This is a genomic window from Paucibacter hankyongi, from assembly GCF_037482915.1.
GTDB classification, from domain to species: Bacteria; Pseudomonadota; Gammaproteobacteria; order Burkholderiales; family Burkholderiaceae_C; genus Paucibacter_A; species Paucibacter_A hankyongi.
On sequence record NZ_JBBHJX010000007.1, the window covers coordinates 66,217 to 82,642 of the forward strand.

At 63.9% G+C, this 16,426-nt stretch carries 18 protein-coding genes; 6 read left to right on the forward strand and 12 right to left on the reverse strand.

What is annotated here, in order from left to right; genetic code table 11:
- Positions 1–31 precede the first annotated feature (31 nt).
- The 6 genes from WG899_RS12270 to WG899_RS12295 all read right to left on the reverse strand — a co-directional run bounded on the left by WG899_RS12270 (position 32) and on the right by WG899_RS12295 (position 5,712).
- Positions 32–505 carry a hypothetical protein gene (locus tag WG899_RS12270; RefSeq protein ID WP_339595942.1) on the reverse strand — a complete coding sequence of 158 codons (474 nt, stop codon included), beginning with the start codon at positions 503–505 and terminating at the stop codon, positions 32–34.
- Between the two features lie 152 nt (positions 506–657).
- A complete protein-coding gene (locus WG899_RS12275; protein ID WP_339595943.1) occupies positions 658–1,005 on the reverse strand; it encodes a TonB family protein in 348 nt (115 codons plus the stop codon).
- Between the two features lie 53 nt (positions 1,006–1,058).
- Complete coding sequence (locus WG899_RS12280; RefSeq protein WP_339595944.1) at positions 1,059–2,618, reverse strand: methyl-accepting chemotaxis protein; 1,560 nt, start codon at positions 2,616–2,618, stop codon at positions 1,059–1,061.
- A 399-nt stretch (positions 2,619–3,017) separates the two neighbouring features.
- Positions 3,018–4,316 (reverse strand): c-type cytochrome, encoded by a 1,299-nt coding sequence (locus WG899_RS12285; protein ID WP_339595945.1) that lies wholly within the window; start codon positions 4,314–4,316, stop codon positions 3,018–3,020.
- Entirely contained in the window at positions 4,313–5,017 is a 705-nt protein-coding gene (locus tag WG899_RS12290) for a c-type cytochrome (protein ID WP_339595946.1), read from the reverse strand. Before WG899_RS12290 ends, WG899_RS12285 begins: the two co-directional genes overlap by 4 nt.
- Positions 5,014–5,712 (reverse strand): YggS family pyridoxal phosphate-dependent enzyme, encoded by a 699-nt coding sequence (locus WG899_RS12295; protein WP_339595947.1) that lies wholly within the window; start codon positions 5,710–5,712, stop codon positions 5,014–5,016. Before WG899_RS12295 ends, WG899_RS12290 begins: the two co-directional genes overlap by 4 nt.
- A 28-nt stretch (positions 5,713–5,740) precedes the next feature.
- On the opposite strand from WG899_RS12295, the gene WG899_RS12300 reads away from it, so the two are divergent.
- The 3 genes from WG899_RS12300 (at position 5,741) to WG899_RS12310 (ending at position 8,945) form a co-directional block, all read left to right on the forward strand.
- A complete protein-coding gene (locus WG899_RS12300) occupies positions 5,741–6,784 on the forward strand; it encodes a type IV pilus twitching motility protein PilT (RefSeq protein WP_339595948.1) in 1,044 nt (347 codons plus the stop codon).
- A gap of 91 nt (positions 6,785–6,875) precedes the next feature.
- Entirely contained in the window at positions 6,876–8,012 is a 1,137-nt protein-coding gene (locus WG899_RS12305; RefSeq protein ID WP_339595949.1) for a PilT/PilU family type 4a pilus ATPase, read from the forward strand.
- Positions 8,013–8,024: 12 nt separating this feature from the next.
- Positions 8,025–8,945, forward strand: coding sequence for an NAD(P)-dependent oxidoreductase (locus WG899_RS12310; RefSeq protein ID WP_339595950.1), 921 nt, complete (start codon positions 8,025–8,027; stop codon positions 8,943–8,945).
- A gap of 18 nt (positions 8,946–8,963) precedes the next feature.
- On the opposite strand, the gene WG899_RS12315 is transcribed toward WG899_RS12310, so the two are convergent.
- The 3 genes from WG899_RS12315 to WG899_RS12325 are packed head-to-tail and all read right to left on the reverse strand — an operon-like array spanning position 8,964 to position 10,687.
- The gene (locus WG899_RS12315; RefSeq protein WP_339595951.1) at positions 8,964–9,626 is read right to left on the reverse strand and encodes a BON domain-containing protein; all 663 of its coding nucleotides are present in this window, start codon (positions 9,624–9,626) and stop codon (positions 8,964–8,966) included.
- Positions 9,627–9,674: 48 nt separating this feature from the next.
- Complete coding sequence (locus WG899_RS12320) at positions 9,675–10,247, reverse strand: SIS domain-containing protein (protein WP_339595952.1); 573 nt, start codon at positions 10,245–10,247, stop codon at positions 9,675–9,677.
- A 56-nt stretch (positions 10,248–10,303) separates the two neighbouring features.
- Entirely contained in the window at positions 10,304–10,687 is a 384-nt protein-coding gene (locus tag WG899_RS12325) for a YraN family protein (RefSeq protein ID WP_339595953.1), read from the reverse strand.
- Here WG899_RS12325 and rsmI point away from each other — a divergent pair.
- Positions 10,677–11,600, forward strand: a complete 924-nt coding sequence (gene rsmI / locus WG899_RS12330; protein ID WP_339595954.1) for a 16S rRNA (cytidine(1402)-2'-O)-methyltransferase — start codon at positions 10,677–10,679, stop codon at positions 11,598–11,600. The genes WG899_RS12325 and rsmI overlap by 11 nt on opposite strands.
- Before the next feature lie 71 nt (positions 11,601–11,671).
- Here the strand turns inward: rsmI and WG899_RS12335 are convergent, their stop codons facing one another.
- The 3 genes from WG899_RS12335 to WG899_RS12345 all read right to left on the reverse strand — a co-directional run bounded on the left by WG899_RS12335 (position 11,672) and on the right by WG899_RS12345 (position 13,661).
- Entirely contained in the window at positions 11,672–11,998 is a 327-nt protein-coding gene (locus tag WG899_RS12335; RefSeq protein ID WP_339595955.1) for a BAR domain-containing protein, read from the reverse strand.
- Positions 11,999–12,153: 155 nt separating this feature from the next.
- Positions 12,154–12,684 (reverse strand): DUF4188 domain-containing protein, encoded by a 531-nt coding sequence (locus tag WG899_RS12340; RefSeq protein ID WP_339595956.1) that lies wholly within the window; start codon positions 12,682–12,684, stop codon positions 12,154–12,156.
- The gene (locus WG899_RS12345; protein ID WP_339595957.1) at positions 12,681–13,661 is read right to left on the reverse strand and encodes an NmrA family NAD(P)-binding protein; all 981 of its coding nucleotides are present in this window, start codon (positions 13,659–13,661) and stop codon (positions 12,681–12,683) included. Before WG899_RS12345 ends, WG899_RS12340 begins: the two co-directional genes overlap by 4 nt.
- Positions 13,662–13,797: 136 nt before the next feature.
- Between WG899_RS12345 and WG899_RS12350 the strand changes: the two genes are divergently transcribed.
- Together WG899_RS12350 and tldD are read left to right on the forward strand one after the other, a co-directional pair.
- Positions 13,798–14,646 carry a LysR family transcriptional regulator gene (locus WG899_RS12350; RefSeq protein WP_339595958.1) on the forward strand — a complete coding sequence of 283 codons (849 nt, stop codon included), beginning with the start codon at positions 13,798–13,800 and terminating at the stop codon, positions 14,644–14,646.
- Between the two features lie 91 nt (positions 14,647–14,737).
- A complete protein-coding gene (gene tldD, locus WG899_RS12355; RefSeq protein WP_339595959.1) occupies positions 14,738–16,201 on the forward strand; it encodes a metalloprotease TldD in 1,464 nt (487 codons plus the stop codon).
- Positions 16,202–16,426: the final 225 nt, after the last annotated feature.

The following is a 16,426-nucleotide window of genomic DNA, read 5'->3' on the forward strand; positions in this document are numbered from 1 at the left end:
CACGAGAAGTGGGCTGCGTCGATGGGGCGTGTTAGCGCTGCAGAAGGGCCCTGGGCGGGCGCTCCAGGGTGGCCGTCACCACAGCCAGGCTGGCCGGCTCGGGGCTGGCGGAAAAAACCGCCGCGCCAAACGATGGGACCAAGTTCAGCGTGGCGCAGGGCAGGGCCATGCCCAGGCAACAGGTCGCGCAAGCGCTGCAAGCGTGGTGTGTGGCGGTCTCATCCAGCGAGGGCGTCTCAGCCTGGGCCTTGTCCTGGGTCTGATGCACTTGATGGTGCCCACGCCCAAGCGCATGCCCATCTTGCTGGGCCAGCATGGCCTGATGGTCATGCTCAGCATGCGGGAGGGCACCAAGCCCATGCGCCGAGCTAGACACCAAATTCGAGGCCGCTCCGCAGCCCAGCATGGCCATGCGCGCCTGGGCCTGCAGGGGCAGGGCCAGGGCGATGATCCAGACCAAGGTCCGGAGCCAAGCCAGCGATGACATCGAAGCGATGGAGGGCATGGGCGGAAGTTTAATCGCCGAAATGCCTGCCCTGTGTTGCCATAACAAAAGGCCCGCCGGGACGCGTGTCTCCGGCGGGCCCTTGCGGAACCGTTTGACTGATGCTTGGCCGGGCTGCTCGTAGCCGCCGCGGCCAAGACGCTGTCTCGCGATCAGTCTTCGTTGCTGAACACCAGCTTGACTTCGTGCGATTGCTTTTCGCCGCTGGCCTCAAAGCGCCAGTCCATCAGCGCGCGGGTGACGGCCTTGTCAAAGACCTTGCGCGGCTGCGCTTCGATGATGTCAACGCCGGTGACCGAGCCATCTGCATCGATGGCCATCTTGGCCTTGACCGTGCCGCTGGAGATCGACTGCTTGCTCGCCTCGGGCGGGAACTCGGGCGGCACCTTCTTCAGGATCTTCGGGGCGGCGGCGTGGGCGCTGAAGGCCACGGCCAGAGCGCCGCACAGGAAGGCAGCCGAACGCAGCAGGCGGGACAGGGAAGGAGTGGTGTTGCTCATGGAGTGCATGTTTCGAAAAAAATACGAGGGGAGGAAAGAATCTGAAAAGTAAATCAGGCGTTGGCGCCGGCTGCGCGGAAGAAGCCCACAGCTTCGAGCAGACGTGAGGAACTGGACTTCAGCGCGTCGGTCGAACGACCCAGGTCGTCCACCAAGGTGGTGTTTTGCTGGGTGGTGCGATCGAGTTCGTTCATGGCGTTATTGACCACGCCGACACCGGCGGCCTGTTCATGGGCCGAGTGCGAGATTTCCTCGATCAGCTGGCCCATATTGTTGACCTCGTCCACCACGCTGCGGATGGTGATGCCGGCGTTGTTGACCAGGCTGGTGCCGTTTTCAACCTTGACCGAGGACTCCTGGATCAAGACCTTGATTTCCTTGGCGGCGGCAGCCGAGCGAGAGGCCAGCGCGCGCACTTCCGAGGCCACCACCGCGAAGCCGCGGCCATGCTCACCGGCACGGGCTGCTTCCACCGCTGCATTCAAGGCCAGGATATTGGTCTGGAAGGCGATGCCGTCGATGACGCCGATGATGTCGCCGATCTTCTTCGAGCTGGCGCTGATTTCTTCCATCGTGTCCACCACCTTGGCCACCACCGTGCCACCGGCCTGCGCCGATTGGCGGGCCTTGGTGGCGATGCCGGCGGCGCGGCGGGTTAGGTCGCTGGCGCCGTTCAGGTTGGCGGCGATCTGTTCCACCGAAGCGGCGGTGTTTTGCAAGCTGGCTGCCGAGCGTGCGGTGCGGTCGGACAGGTCGACATTGCTGTCGGCGATGTCGTTCGAGTTTTGGGCCACCTCGCCGGCGGCGTCGCTGACGCTGCTAACCACACCGGACAGTGCGCGCTGCATGTCCTGCATGGCCTTCAGCATCTGGGCCAATTCGTCCGAGCCTTCGACGTGAATGTCTTGGGTCAGATCGCCGGCGCTGATGGCTTCTGCGGCCTGCTGTGCCTTCTGGGCCGGCAGCACGATAGAGCGGGCAATCACGAAACCACCGCCGAGGCCGATCACCGCCGCCACCAGCACCAGGCCGGCGGTCAGCAGAATCGAGGAGCGTGCCATTTCGCCGCCTTCAACGGCCAGCGTGCGGGCATTGTCGAATTGCATGTCCACCAGGCCCTTGAGTCCGTCTTGGTAGGCCTGCTGGGCCGGGCGCACATCGGTGATCAGGCTTTCGCGCGCCTCATCGGGGCTGCCATCCTTTTGCACCTTTTGGAACTTGGCCACCGAGGCGATGAACTTGAGTTCGGCGGCGCGGACTTGAGCGACCAGGTCTTTTTCCTTGTCGCCGTCGACCTTGCCTTCGAGGCTGCTCAACTGCTTTTCGGATTCTTGCAGCGCGCCTTCGATGGCGGCGTTTTGCTTCTTGATTTGGCGAGCCTCGTCGAGCAGCAGCAGGTCACGCGAAGCGCGGGCAATCACGTTGACCTGGCCTTCCAGCGCATTGGCCGAAGCGATCTTGACCAGGCTGGAGTTGGCCGTCTGATCCAAGTCCTTGGCCAAACGGTTGGCGGTTGATGCGCCGTAGCTGCCGATCGCGATCAACAACAAGATGAGCAGACCGTAGCTGACGGCCAGACGCTGGCTGATGCGCAGCTGTGTCAAAAAATTCATGTCTCGATATCCCTCGTCAAGGATTGTTCTTGGGGGTGGCAGCAAGCAAGCTCCGATGTCGCGGCGCGGTGCTGACACTGGCGCCGTAAAACGCCTGCTTGGCTTTCGGTTCTCATCATTAGTTTCTTGATCGGGGTTTTCTGCTATTTCGCAAAACGCCGTGATGTAAGTCGCGCTTTTCTCGGCGGGCTGTCAGGCCTCAGTAATTTCGGCTCACTGGAGCCGCTGAGGACATTCGGCCCGTTCGAAAGGCGTGCTCGAAGTGTCGGCCCTGCTGGGCTTCAATGCGCAAGTGGAGTTCGGGGCGGGCGTGAACAATTGCGCAGCAAGCGCGCGGGAAATCCCCCGGATGGGGGCTTGCCGAAGTGCGCGCGCCAATTGCCGGGGCGACCTGGTTTGCTAGTCGACCCGGCGCGCCTTCAGCCGCAGCACATCGACCGGGCGCACATCCGCGGCGCCAGCGGGCTGATTGCCCCAGGCATTGCGCACAAAGCTGGCGACGGCGGCCTGTTGGGTGTCGTCCAGCACGCCGGCGAAGGGCGGCATGCCGAAGGGGCGCGGGTTGTCCGTTGTGGCCGGCGCAAAGCCGCCGCGTTGGATGATGCGCAGCAGATTGGCGGGGTGCGCCATCAAGACCGCGCGGTTGCCGGCCAGGGCCGGGTAGGCGCCGGCTACGCCCGCGCCTTGCTCGCCGTGGCAGCTGGCGCAGTGTTCGCCGTAGAGCGCTTGGCCCATCTCGCGCAGTTTCAACTCGGGCCGTTGGCGGACGCCGGCTGCCTCGGGGTGTTGCGGCAAGCCTTGCAGGTACTCGGCCATGGCGTTCAGATCGTCCGGGCTCAGGTATTGGGTGCTGCCCTGAATCACCTCGGCCATGGGCCCCTGCGCGCTGGCACGGCTGTTGCGGCCGGTCTTTAGCCAGCTGCTCAAGGCTTGGCGGTCCCAGTTGGCGACGCCGGCCTGCGCCGCGCTGTGCAGCGAGGGCGCGTACCAGCCAAGGCCTTCCAACATATTGCCTGAAAAGTCATTGAGACCGACGGTGGCACCCAAGCTGTTGCGGCTGGCGTGGCAGGCATTGCAGTGGCCGAGGCCTTGGCTCAAATAGGCGCCACGGTTCCAACTCGCGCTGCGACTGGGGTCAGCCGTAAACACCGCCGGGCGAAAGTACAGCGCCCGCCAGACGGCCAGGGCCGCCTGCGTGTTGTAGGGGAAACGCAGCTCATGGTCCAAATTGGGCTGTGCCACGGCCGGCAGACTGCGCAGGTAGAAGTAGAGCGCGTCGGCGTCGGCGCGCGTGACCAGGCTGTAATTGGTATAGGGGAAGGCCGGGGTCAGCAGGCGCCCATCTTTGCCGCGCCCATGGTGCAAGGCGCGCCAGAAGTCGTCGGCACGCCATTGACCGAGACCGGTTTTGTCATCGGGGGTCAGGTTGGGCGTGAAGACACTGCCGAAGGGCGTGGGGATGGCGCGCCCGCCGGCATAGGGCGCGCCGCCGCGCTGCGTATGGCAGCCCTGACAGTTGCCGGCGCGCGCCAGATAGGCGCCGCGTTCAATCAGGCTGGCGCTGGCCTGCGGTTCGTCGCTGGGGGTTGAGCCTTCGTCGAGATGATTCAGCCCATACACCGCCAAGCTCGCCACGGCGAACAAGCCCAGCAGTCCACCGAGTGCCCAAGTCCAAGCCCCGCGCTGGCGCTGCTTCATTGCAGACCTCCGCAGTCGAGTGGGAGTGGCGCGGGCAGGCTGGGGGCGGGCTTGAGGCCCGAGGGCGGATCTTGGGCCGCCAGCCAATGTGAGATGGCGTTGATCTCGGCGGGCTGCAGCTGCTTGGCGATCTGTGCCATGCAGTCGGGAGCCACGGCGCGGCGCTGGCCGCTGCGCCAGGCGCCGAGTTGGCCGTTCAGGTAGTCACGAGGCAGGCCCAGCAGGCCGGGGATGAAGGGCTGCACACCGGCCAGCGCTTGACCATGACACTGCACGCAGGCTGGCAGCTTGCGCGCCGGGTCGCCGTGCAGCACCAGTTGCTTGCCGGTGTTCAAGGCTTCGGCGGGCAAGCCGGGCGGCTGGGCCGGCGCATAGGGCAGGCTCAGCTGCGAAAAATAGCCGGCCAGTTCTTGCAAGTAGGCATCGCTCAAAGGCGCGATCAGCTCGCTCATCAAGCCGTAGTCGCGCCGGCCGTCGCGGAAATTGAGCAACTGTTTGTAAAGATAGCCCGCCGGTTTGCCGGCCAAGCGCGGGTAATAGCCATCGGCGGCGGCACGCCCTTCCTTGCCATGGCATAGCGTGCAGGCCTTGGCGCGCTGCGCGATCGTGTCTTCGAATTTGGCCGCGACCGGTGCCGACGCAGCCGGCACGATCCAGCCCAGCAGGCCGGTGGCGAACAGCAGTCCCCGCCAGAAGCTCATGCCGGTCGACGCGAGCCGAAGATGGCCGAGCCGACCCGCACCAGGCTTGCGCCCTCGGCGATGGCGGCTTCCAGGTCGGCACTCATGCCCATCGACAGGGTGTCCAGGCTCAAGCCCAACTCCCTGTTCAAGGTTTGCAACAAGTTGGCCAGGGCGCGGTGCGGAAGCCGCTGAGATTCAAGGTCAGCGGCCGGCTCTGGAATCGCCATCAGCCCGCGTAGCCGCAGCCGCGGTAAGGCGCTCACGGTCCGCGCCAGCGCTGCCACTTCGGCCGGCGCCAGCCCGCTCTTGCTGGCTTCGCCGCTGATGTTCACTTGCAGGCAGATATTCAGCGGCGGCAAATGGGCCGGCCGTTGCTCGGACAGGCGCTGCGCCGTCTTCAGTCGGTCCACGCTGTGCACCCAGTCAAAGGTCTCGGCGACCGGCCGGGTTTTGTTGCTTTGCAGTGGCCCGATCAAATGCCATTCCAGTTGGCTGCGCAGGTCAGCCAACTCGGCAATCTTGTCCAGCCCCTCTTGTACATAGTTCTCACCAAAACGGTGCTCGCCGGCCGCAAAAGCCTCGCGCACGGCCGCGCCGGGGAAGGTCTTGGAGACTACCAGCAATGTGACACTTTGCACGGCTCGGCCGGCCTGGCCGCAGGCTGCGGCGATCCGTTTGTGCTGTTCTTGTATGTTCTCTGCGATCGTCGCCATAATGGCCTTCAGCTTTTTTGCCCCACCTATGGACATTACTCAACTGTTGGCATTCTCGGTCAAGAACAAGGCCTCCGACCTGCACCTGTCGGCCGGCCTGCCGCCGATGATTCGTGTGCATGGCGATGTGCGTCGCATCAATGTCGAGGCGCTCGAGCACAAGGACGTGCACGACATGGTGTACGACATCATGAACGACTCGCAGCGCAAGATCTACGAGGAGTCCTTGGAAGTCGACTTCTCCTTCGAGATTCAGGGCTTGGCGCGTTTCCGGGTCAATGCCTTCAATCAAAACCGCGGCGCGGGTGCGGTGTTCCGGACCATTCCGAGCAAGATCCTGTCCCTGGAGCAGTTGAATGCGCCGAAGATCTTTGCCGAGTTGGCGCTGCGGCCGCGTGGTTTGGTGTTGGTCACCGGGCCCACCGGCTCGGGCAAGTCGACCACCTTGGCCGGCATGGTCAACCACCTGAATGAAAACGAGTACGGCCACATCCTCACCATCGAGGACCCGATCGAGTTTGTGCATGAGTCCAAGAAGAGCCTGATCAATCAGCGCGAGGTTGGGCCGCACACGATGAGCTTTGCGAATGCGCTGAAGTCGGCGCTGCGCGAAGACCCGGACGCGGTGCTGGTCGGCGAAATGCGCGACCTGGAAACAATTCGCCTGGCCCTGACCGCGGCGGAAACCGGTCACTTGGTGTTTGGCACCTTGCACACCAGCTCCGCCGCCAAGACGGTGGACCGTATCGTGGATGTCTTCCCCGCGGCCGAAAAAGAGATGGTGCGGGCGATGGTGTCGGAGTCGCTGGTGGCGGTGATCTCGCAAAGCCTGTGCAAGTTGAAGGATGGCTCGGGCCGTGTCGCCGCGCATGAAATCATGCTGGGCAATTCGGCCATCCGCAACTTGATCCGTGAGAACAAGGTGGCGCAGATGTATTCGGCCATCCAGACGGGCAACAGCCAGGGCATGCAGACCTTGGACCAGAATCTGACCGACCTGGTGCGCCGCAACATCATCTCGCCCGCCGAAGCGCGCTCCAAGGCCAAGTTCCCGGAAAACTTCCCTGGCTGATCGGGGACGCTCTTTTCGGGCGATTGAACAGCCTGTTTGCCCCGTACATTGGCGCCGCTTTATTCAAACAGTCGTTTAGGGAACAACAGCCATGGAACGCGATCAGGCCACCAAATTCATCAACGACTTGCTGCGGCTGATGATTTCGCGCAAGGGCTCGGACCTGTTCCTCACGGCCGACTTCCCGCCCGCCATCAAGGTGGATGGCAAGGTCACCAAGGTCTCGCCGCAGCCGCTGACTGGCCAGCACACGCTGCAACTGGCGCGGGCCATCATGAACGACAAGCAGGCGGCCGAATTCGAGCGCAGCAAAGAATGCAATTTCGCCATTTCGCCGCAGGGCGTCGGGCGTTTTCGCGCCAATGCCTTCATTCAGCAGGGCTCGGTCGGGCTGGTGTTGCGGACGATTCCGGCCGATGTGCCGACCATTGCTTCGCTGGACCTGCCACCGGTGCTGCGGCAGGTGGTGCAGGCCAAGCGCGGGCTGGTGATCGTCGTGGGTGCCACCGGCTCGGGCAAGAGCACTTCCTTGGCGGCCATGATCGATGAGCGCAACAGCACCACCTACGGCCACATCATCACGATTGAAGACCCGATTGAGTTCGTGCATCCGCACAAGAATTGCATCGTGACCCAGCGTGAGGTCGGTATCGACACCGACAGCTGGGATCAGGCCCTGAAGAACACCTTGCGCCAGGCGCCAGATGTGATCCTCATGGGTGAGGTGCGGGATCGCGAGACCATGGAGCACGCGGTCGCCTTTGCCGAAACCGGCCACCTCTGTATGGCCACGCTGCATGCTAACAGTGCTAACCAAGCACTTGATCGCATCATCAACTTCTTCCCGGAGGAGCGCCGCAGTCAGTTGCTGATGGACTTGTCGCTGAATCTGCGTGCCTTGGTGTCGCAGCGGCTATTGCCGCGGCGCGAGGGCAAGGGTCGTGTGGCGGCGGTGGAGATCATGCTGAATTCGCCGCTGATTTCGGACCTGATCTTCAAGGGCGAGGTGGGTGAGATCAAGGAGATCATGAAGCGTTCGCGTGAGCAGGGCATGCAGACCTTTGACCAGGCTTTGTTCGATCTTTATGAGGTGGGCAAGGTCAGCTATGAAGACGCGCTGCGCAATGCCGACTCGCTCAATGACCTGCGCCTGCAGATCAAGCTCAATAGCGAGCGGGCGCGTTCGGAGGACCTGTCCTCCGGCACCGAGCATTTCACGATTGTTTGAGAACCTTTTGCTATGACGACAAGAACCTACGAAGCGATCGCGCCCGTTAAGGTGGCCTTTCTGGGCCTGGGTGTGATGGGCTATCCGATGGCCGGGCATTTGCAGCGCGCCGGCCATGCGGTGACGGTCTACAACCGCACGGCGAGCAAGGCTGCGGCGTGGGTGAGCGAGTACGGTGGCAGTTCAGCTGCGACGCCTGCCGAAGCAGCGGCGGGCGCTGACATTGTGTTTGCCTGCGTGGGCAATGACGATGACTTGCGCGCGGTGGTGCTGGGCCGGGCCATGGACGGCGGCCTGCGGGCCGCTGACGGCGCCTTCGCCGGCATGAAGGCGGGCGCGGTGTTTGTCGACCACACCACGGCCTCGGCCGAGGTGGCGCGCGAATTGCACGCGGCGGCGCGGGCGCTTGGCTTGCACTTTGTTGATGCCCCGGTTTCAGGTGGTCAGGCCGGTGCGGTCAATGGCGCGTTGACGGTGATGTGCGGCGGTGACGCCGGTCCTTTTGCTCAGATTCAGCCCGTGACCCTGGCCTTCGCCAAGGCGGTCACCCGGGTCGGCGAATCGGGTGCCGGCCAATTGGCCAAGATGGTCAATCAAATCTGCATCGCCGGCTTGGTACAGGGCCTGGCCGAGGCGATTGCCTTCGGTGGCAAGGCCGGCCTGGACATGAAACAGGTGCTGGATGTCATCGGCAAAGGCGCGGCGCAGAGCTGGCAGATGGACAACCGTGGCAAGACCATGGTGGACGGCCAGTTCAACTTCGGCTTTGCAGTCGACTGGATGCGCAAAGACCTGGGCCTGGTGCTCGATGAGGCGCGCCGCAATGGCGCGCGCCTGCCGGTGACGGCAGTGGTGGACCAGTTCTATGCCGATGTGCAAGCCACCGGTGGCGGCCGGCTGGATACGTCCAGCCTGATCAAACGGCTTGGCTGAGCCAAGCCGTCGGCGCCATCACTCGGCGGCAGGTTTGGGTGTTGATGCGGGGGCGGGCACGATGCGCGCCAGCTCTTCTTCGCTGATGATGTCGAAGGCCCGCACGACTTTTTGCACGCCGCTGATGCTGCGTGCGATCGTTGCGGCGCGTGTCGCTTCACGTTCGGTCACGCGACCCATCAGGAACACGGTGCCGCGCTCGACCACCACGTAGAAGGCGTTCGAAATCAACTCCGGGGCATCCAGCAGGCTGGCCTTGACCTTGCTGGAAATCAGCACGTCATTGGAGCGGCTGCCCAGCGATGAGGCCGGCATCACCGCGGTCTCGTTCAAGACGCTGCGAACGTTTTCAACCCCGCTGACGATGCTTTCCAGCTTGGCGCGATCGGCTTCATTCGGCACTTCGCCGGTCAGCAGAACCAGGCGGTTATAGCTGCTGACGGTCACGTGGGCGTTGTCGCTGATCTGGCCCTTGATGCGAGAAGAGGCCTTGACCTCGATACCCTTGTCTTCCACCTGGGTGCCGGAGGTACGCCGGTCGGTGGCCACCAAGGCCCCGCCCACCATGGCGCCACCAATGACCAAGGGCGCGCAGGCGCTGCTGACAAAGGCCGCGGCCAGCGCCGCTGCCAGCATCAGGCCACGCTGGGGGCGAGCGGTCTTGGAGGTTTGCAAAGTCATATCTATCCTGTTTTCCTGTCGTCCAGAGAAGGGGTATCGCGAGTCGGTTTACTCGCTGGCGCCCAAAAGTTGCACATCGACCGCATCGCATAGGCAATGGGCCAACAGGCGTTGCGCCTCGGCCACCCGGGCGGCGCGGCTGTGCTGCACTCGAATTTGTACATCGGTGTCGCGCAGCAGCGTGCGCATCTCGTCCTGCAGCCCGCCGGTGATGGCGATCACACTCATGTCTTGCGCATGAGCGGCGGCCAGCACCGCTTGCCAGGCGGGGCTCAAGGTGGGCATGGCATCAAACACCAGCAGCAGGTCGCCGGGGTGGCCGTGCGCCTGCACCTGGCGGGTCAAAGCCTCTTCAGCGTTGCTGCCGTGGGCCTGGGCATCGAGGCTCCAAGCGGCCAGCCCGGGGCGGTCTTGCTCGAAGCGGCCGACCAGCAGGGCCGCCATATAGACCGCGTCCAGCGCCGACTGACCGAAGCCGCAGCACAGCACGCGCCCGCCGCTGGTGATGCCGTCCATCAGCATCTGGGCGGCCGAAGAAACCGGGCGCGAAAGGTTCTCGGCGACCTGGTAGAACAGGTCGGCGCTCTCGAAGAATTGTTGTTGGATGCGTTGCTCAAGCATGGGGCGGAATCATAGTTCAGCGCTGGCTCCGCTCGTTTTAAGCGCAGCCATCGGGCTCAGCTGGCCTCGAAGGCGGCCGGAATCCACTCGATGTCTGCGCCGTCGATGGCCACCACATCGAAGCGGCAGGGCGGCGGGCTGGCGTGGCGCAAGAGGTAGTGCTGGGCCGCGTAGATCAGCCGTCTTTGCTTGGCAATGCCGACACTGGCGGCCGCGCCGCCGTGGGAGCGGTCGGTGCGCGCCCTGACCTCGCAAAACACCAGACTGCCGTCGCGGGGGTCGCGCAGAATCAAGTCCACTTCGCCGGCGCGCGCGCGCGGGCCGGCCGCGACCCGATAATTGCGCTCCACCAGGCGCAGGCCTTGTTGCTGCAGATATTGCAGCGCTCGGTCTTCTGCCGCCGATCCAAGCAGTTTGGGAGAACCCTTTTTGAACAACATTGCCGACGCCTCCCTGCTGATGCAGGCGGCCGCCGCTGCGGCCGGTGCTCAGCAGTATCCCGCAGCCACGCTGTATGTGGTGGCCACGCCGATCGGCAATCTGGCCGACATCACGCTGCGTGCGGTGCATGTGCTGGGCTTGGTTGATGCGGTGGCCTGCGAGGACACCCGCGTCAGTGCCGGGCTGTTGCGGCATCTGGGCCTGCACAAGCCCCTGATCAAGCTGCATCAGCACAATGAATATGAAGCCAGCGAAGCCTTGATTGCGAGGCTGCAGTCGGGCGAGCGCATTGCCTATATCAGTGACGCGGGCACGCCAGCGATTTCGGACCCTGGGGCGGTGCTGGTGGCGGCCGTGGCCAAGGCCGGTCTGCGTGTATTCCCGCTGCCTGGGGCCAGCAGCACGGTGACGGCGCTGAGTGTGGCGGGCGATGTGGCGGCCGATGGCTTTGCCTTTGCCGGCTTCTTGCCGACCAAGGCGGCCGAGCGCCGCAGCGCCTTGCAGGCCCTGTGCGGCAGCCCGCGCAGCCAGGTGCTGTTTGAGGCGCCGCATCGGATCAAGGCCTTGATCGAGTTGCTGGCCGAGCTTTGCCCGATGCAAACGGTGACCGTCTGCCGGGAATTGACCAAGCAGTTTGAGACCGTTCACAGCGCCGCGGCCGCGAGCTTGCCGGCTTGGTTGGCGGCCGATGCGCAGCGCGAACGCGGCGAGTTTGTGCTGGTCTTGCATGCGCAAAAAGCCCAGTCAGCGGCCGAGGCCGACTTGCCGGCCGAAGCCTTGCGGGTCTTGGGTCTGCTGCTGGCCGAGTTGCCTTTGAAGCAGGCTGTCAGCCTGGCGGCCGAGATCAGCGGCGCGCCGCGCAATGCTTTGTATGAATGGGCGCTGGCGCAAAAGAAAGCCCGCTCCGACTGATCGCGAAGCGGGCTTCACTGCGGGTGTCTGGCGCTAGTGCCCGGCGCGAACGGCAGACCTATGCCGCAGGTTTATTGCCCGGCGACCTTGCCATTGTGTTTGGCATGCTGGATGTCGTGGCTGGCTTTGTCTTGCATCGCATGCAGCTTTTGGCGCTCCTTGCGGGTCACCTGGCCATCGGCCTTGGCCTTCGCTTCGACCGTGTTGATGCGGGCTTGTTCGCGTTCCAAATGTTGGGTTTCCTTGGCCGTCAGGGCGCCCGAACCGGCGCCTTCGGCAATGCGGGCCTGCTGCTTGGCTTCACGCTGATCAATATTGGGCGTCTGGGTGCCGGCCTGGGCGAAGCTGCTGATTGCGGCAAGGGCCAAAACGGTGAGGCTGCGTGCGATCGGGTGCATAGACTTTCATCCTTTTTCAGAGTGCTGGCGAGAATGCCGGGGCGCGATCTGAGGGCGAGCTTGGCGCCCTCAGCGTCGCGTTGCAGGTTCAACGCCCGACTCGGTGCAGCCGGATGACGTCGGTCTGCGTAACAGTTTGTGAAGTTGCACTCTCGTTAAGGCGCTTCGTTCCGCGGTGCCGGATGGCTTGCTTGGCGGTCTTCGCTGGATTGGTCCGCCGCCAGGCGTTGCACGGCCGTCGCTAGGCGGCCCTTGGCCGGCACCAATTCGCCGGCCCGCCCCAGCCCGAAGGCCGGCATATTGACGTAGACGCTCTCTGAGCAGCCCGGTCGGACGGCGTAGGTTTCATGCCAGATGCCGACCGTGCCATCGGTACCGACCGCCTTGTTGAAGGCCGCCCAAGCGGGTAGGTGCTGGGCCTGCCGGTCCTTGGCGTAGGCCAGCAGTTGCGCCATCGAGCGCCAGTACTGCACCTGAATGACGGTGCGAGAGAACCACATCTCGGCGTGCAGAAGGCCTGAATCGGGCTGGGACTTCAGCTCATTCAGCATGCGCGGCATGGCATTGGCCACCGGCCACCATTTGTGGATCAGCCAAGGCTTGTTGATGCGCATGCCAATCAAGAAGACCACATAGTCGCCGTCCAAGCGAGCCGTCAGGCGCTCGCGCAACACCGGGCCGCTCATGCCAAGGCCTCGCTTGCGATGGCGGCTTTCGGGCCGGCCAGCCCCAGGGCCGCAAGGCTGCCGCGCATTGCCTCGACTAGCGGTGTGAGCGGGGGCTCGCCAATCAGCCGGCGCAACTCGGTGTCGTCCAAACGATGCGGCTTCAGCCATAGATAACGCATCTCGGCGATGGCGCGCCAGCTGGCGATGAAGGGCGAGCCGAGGCGAATCATCAGCCATGGCAAGTGACTCACCTTCAGGGGGCGGCCCCAGGCTTGTTCCAGGGCTTGATGCAAGACCTGACCCTCGACCGTGTGGCCGCTGAAGTGCAAGCGTTGGTGTCCGGTCAGTTGCGCATGGCGCTCGGCCACACGCACAAAGCACTGCGCCAGGTCCGGCAGATAGGCCCAGGCATGCGGCACATTCAGCGGGCCGGGGTGCACGACCTGGCCTTTTCGGATGCGACTGGCCAGAGCCAGGTCAAACCATGAACCCTGACCGATGCCGCCAAAAAAGTCGCCGGCACGCAGCACCACCGATCGCAGCCGCGGGGCGGCAGCGGCCATGCGGGCCTCTTGTTCAATGCGCAGCCGGGCCTTCGCGGTGTTGCCCTGTTCGGGCGTGCCGCTTTGCTCGAGCAGCAGCTCAGGCAGCTCGTGGCCGAAGTTGTAGACATTGCCGGGCAGCATCAGCAGGGCATTCAGGGCCAGGGCGGTGTCTTGCGCCACCTCGGCCAGCGGCAGCAGCAAGGTATTCCACTCGGTATAGGGCGGATTCAGGGCGTTGATGACGACCTGAGCGCCCTGGCCACCGGCCAACAAGGCGGGGCGGTCGTGTGCATCACAAGTCAGCGCGCGCACATGGGTCAGGGTCGCAATGGCGCTGGGCAGTGGCTTGCGGGCTTGGGCAATTACTTGCCAGCCCGCGCTGGCAAAGGCGAGTACCAGGCTCGTCCCGAGCCGGCCCGCGGCGCCTAGGATCAACACGGTGTTGCGCATGTTTGGGTTTCCTTGTGTGCTGCTGTCGATGAACTCAGTGTCTGGTTTCAGCGAGGTCTTCGGAAGTCACGGTTTTGTATTGCGGTCATTCATGTTTGAATAGCTGATGCGCGCGAATTCACTTGATTGGTCTTTGTTGCAAACTTTCCTTGTCCTGGCCGAAACGGGCTCGCTGAATCGAGCGGCGCCCGTCCTGGGCCAAAGCCAGCCCACGCTCAGCCGTCAGCTGGCGGCGCTGGAGGCGGCTTTAGGGCAGAGCTTGTTTGAGCGCCATGCGCGGGGCTTGAGCCTCACGCCCGCCGGCCAGGCCCTGTTGCCTGCCGCCCAGCGCATGCGGGAGGGTGCGCAGGAGCTGGCGCTGGCCTTGTCCGCCCAAGACCAGTCTTTGGCCGGCACGGTGCGCCTGACGGCCAGCGAAATCGTCTGCGCTTATTTCCTGCCCTCGGTGCTGAGTGATTTGCGCCAACGGCACCCAGAGATCCAGATCGAACTGGTGGCCAGCAACGAGGTGGAGAACTTGTTGGAACGCAGCGCCGATATCGCTTTGCGCATGGTGCGACCCGAGCAGCCGACGCTGGTGGCACGCAAATTGGGGGAATGGCCGGTGGGCGTGTTTGCGCATACCGACTATCTGGCGCGGCACGGGGTGCCGACTATGGGCAATGTCCTCACGCATCAATGGCTGGGCTATGACCGCAATGACCAAATGTTGCGGGGGTTTGCGGCGGCCGGCTTTGTGATCCAGCCCGATTTTTTCGGCTTCCGCTGCGACAACCAAGTGGTGGTGTGGGAGTCGATGCGGGCCGGCATGGGCTTGGCGGTCGGAGCCAGGGCCTTGGCCGCGCGGGACCCGGCGTTGCAAGCGGTCTTGCCGGAGATCCAGATCCCGGCCTTGCCCATGTGGTTGACCGCGCACCGAGAGCTGCGGGATACACCCCGACTGCGGTTGGTGTTTGATGCCCTGGCCGAGGCGTTCGCATCATGAAGTAGAGGTTTGGCGGACGTATTGGCGCTGCGTCAGTCCATGGATGGCGAAGCGCCAGCGCTTTGGCGCCGCCGCTCCTACAATGGCTCGCATGATTTCGCGCGAACCTACTCTTGCCCGCCTGGTGGCGGCCCGCAGCCAGTTGCTGGAGCCCTATGGCCTGACTGAGGCGGTGCTGACCAAAGCCCTGCGATTGATCACCGAACACCGCGTTGACGACGCCGACCTTTACTTTCAGACCACCCGCGCCGAGGGTTGGAGCCTGGAAGAGGGCATTGTGAAAAGCGGCAGTTTCAGCATCGACCAGGGCGTGGGAGTGCGCGCCGTAGCGGGCGAGAAAACGGCCTTCGCCTACTCCGACGATATTTCCGAAGCAGCCATCATCGATGCCGCCTTGACGGTGCGTGCCATTGCCGCCGCCGGTCAAAGTCGCCGGGTCAAGGTGCCGAGCAATCCGGTCGTGTCGGCCAGTCGCTCGCTTTATGGCGCGGCCGATCCGATTGCCAGCCTGGACAGTACCGAAAAGGTTGCCCTGCTCGAGCGTACCGAACGCATGGCGCGCGCCAAAGATCCACGCGTGGCCCAAGTGATGGCCGGTTTGGCTGCTGAGCACGACGTGGTGCTGGTGGCCCGCGCTGATGGCACTTTGGCCGCCGATGTGCGCCCGCTGGTGCGCTTGAGTGTGACGGTGATTGCCGAGAGCAATGGGCGGCGCGAGGTCGGTAGCGGCGGTGGTGGTGGCCGTTTCGGTCTGGCTTATTTCACCGATGAAATGATTGCCAGCTATGTGGACCAGGCCGTCAACGCGGCACTGACCAATCTGGAATCGCGCCCGGCTCCGGCCGGCGAGATGACCGTGGTACTCGGCCCCGGCTGGCCCGGCGTGCTCTTGCATGAAGCGGTTGGCCATGGTCTGGAGGGTGATTTCAACCGCAAGGGCTCGAGTGCCTTTGCCGGCCGCATCGGCCAACGCGTGGCCGCCAAGGGCGTGACGGTCTTGGACGACGGCACCTTGCCGGATCGCCGCGGATCGCTCAATGTGGACGACGAGGGCTGTGCCTCGCAGCGCAATGTGCTGATCGAGGACGGCATCTTAAAGGGCTATATCCAAGACGCGATGAACGCGCGCTTGATGAAGGTGGCTCCGACCGGCAACGGCCGACGTGAAAGCTATGCCCACACGCCGATGCCACGCATGACCAACACCTATATGTTGGGCGGCGACAAAGACCCGAAGGAAATCATCGCCAGCATCAAGAAGGGCATCTACGCCACCAACTTTGGCGGCGGCCAAGTGGATATCACATCCGGCAAGTTTGTCTTCTCGGCCAGCGAAGCCTTCTGGGTCGAGAACGGTCAAATCCAGTACCCGGTCAAGGGCGCCACCATCATTGGCAGCGGTCCCGAGGCGCTCACCCGCGTCAGCATGATTGGCAACGATATGCAACTGGACACGGGCGTTGGCGTCTGCGGCAAAGAGGGTCAGAGCGTGCCGGTGGGTGTGGGTCAGCCGACCTTGCGCATCGACGGTTTGACCGTCGGCGGCACTGCCTGATCGCGGCCAAGACTGTTGTTGCAAGGCCGCAGCGCCGCGCTGACTTGCAAGAACTGCGTGCTACATTCAAAGCCATGCACTCGCCAAAGATCTATTTCTTTAGCTTTTTTTGGTTCTCCAACCGCACCGGCGGCCGAGAGGCGAGAGCGTAAGCAGGCAAACCAAGCAAAGCGCACAAATCTCTAGAAACCGCCGGGTCCACCACCCGGCGGTTTTTTTTTCGTC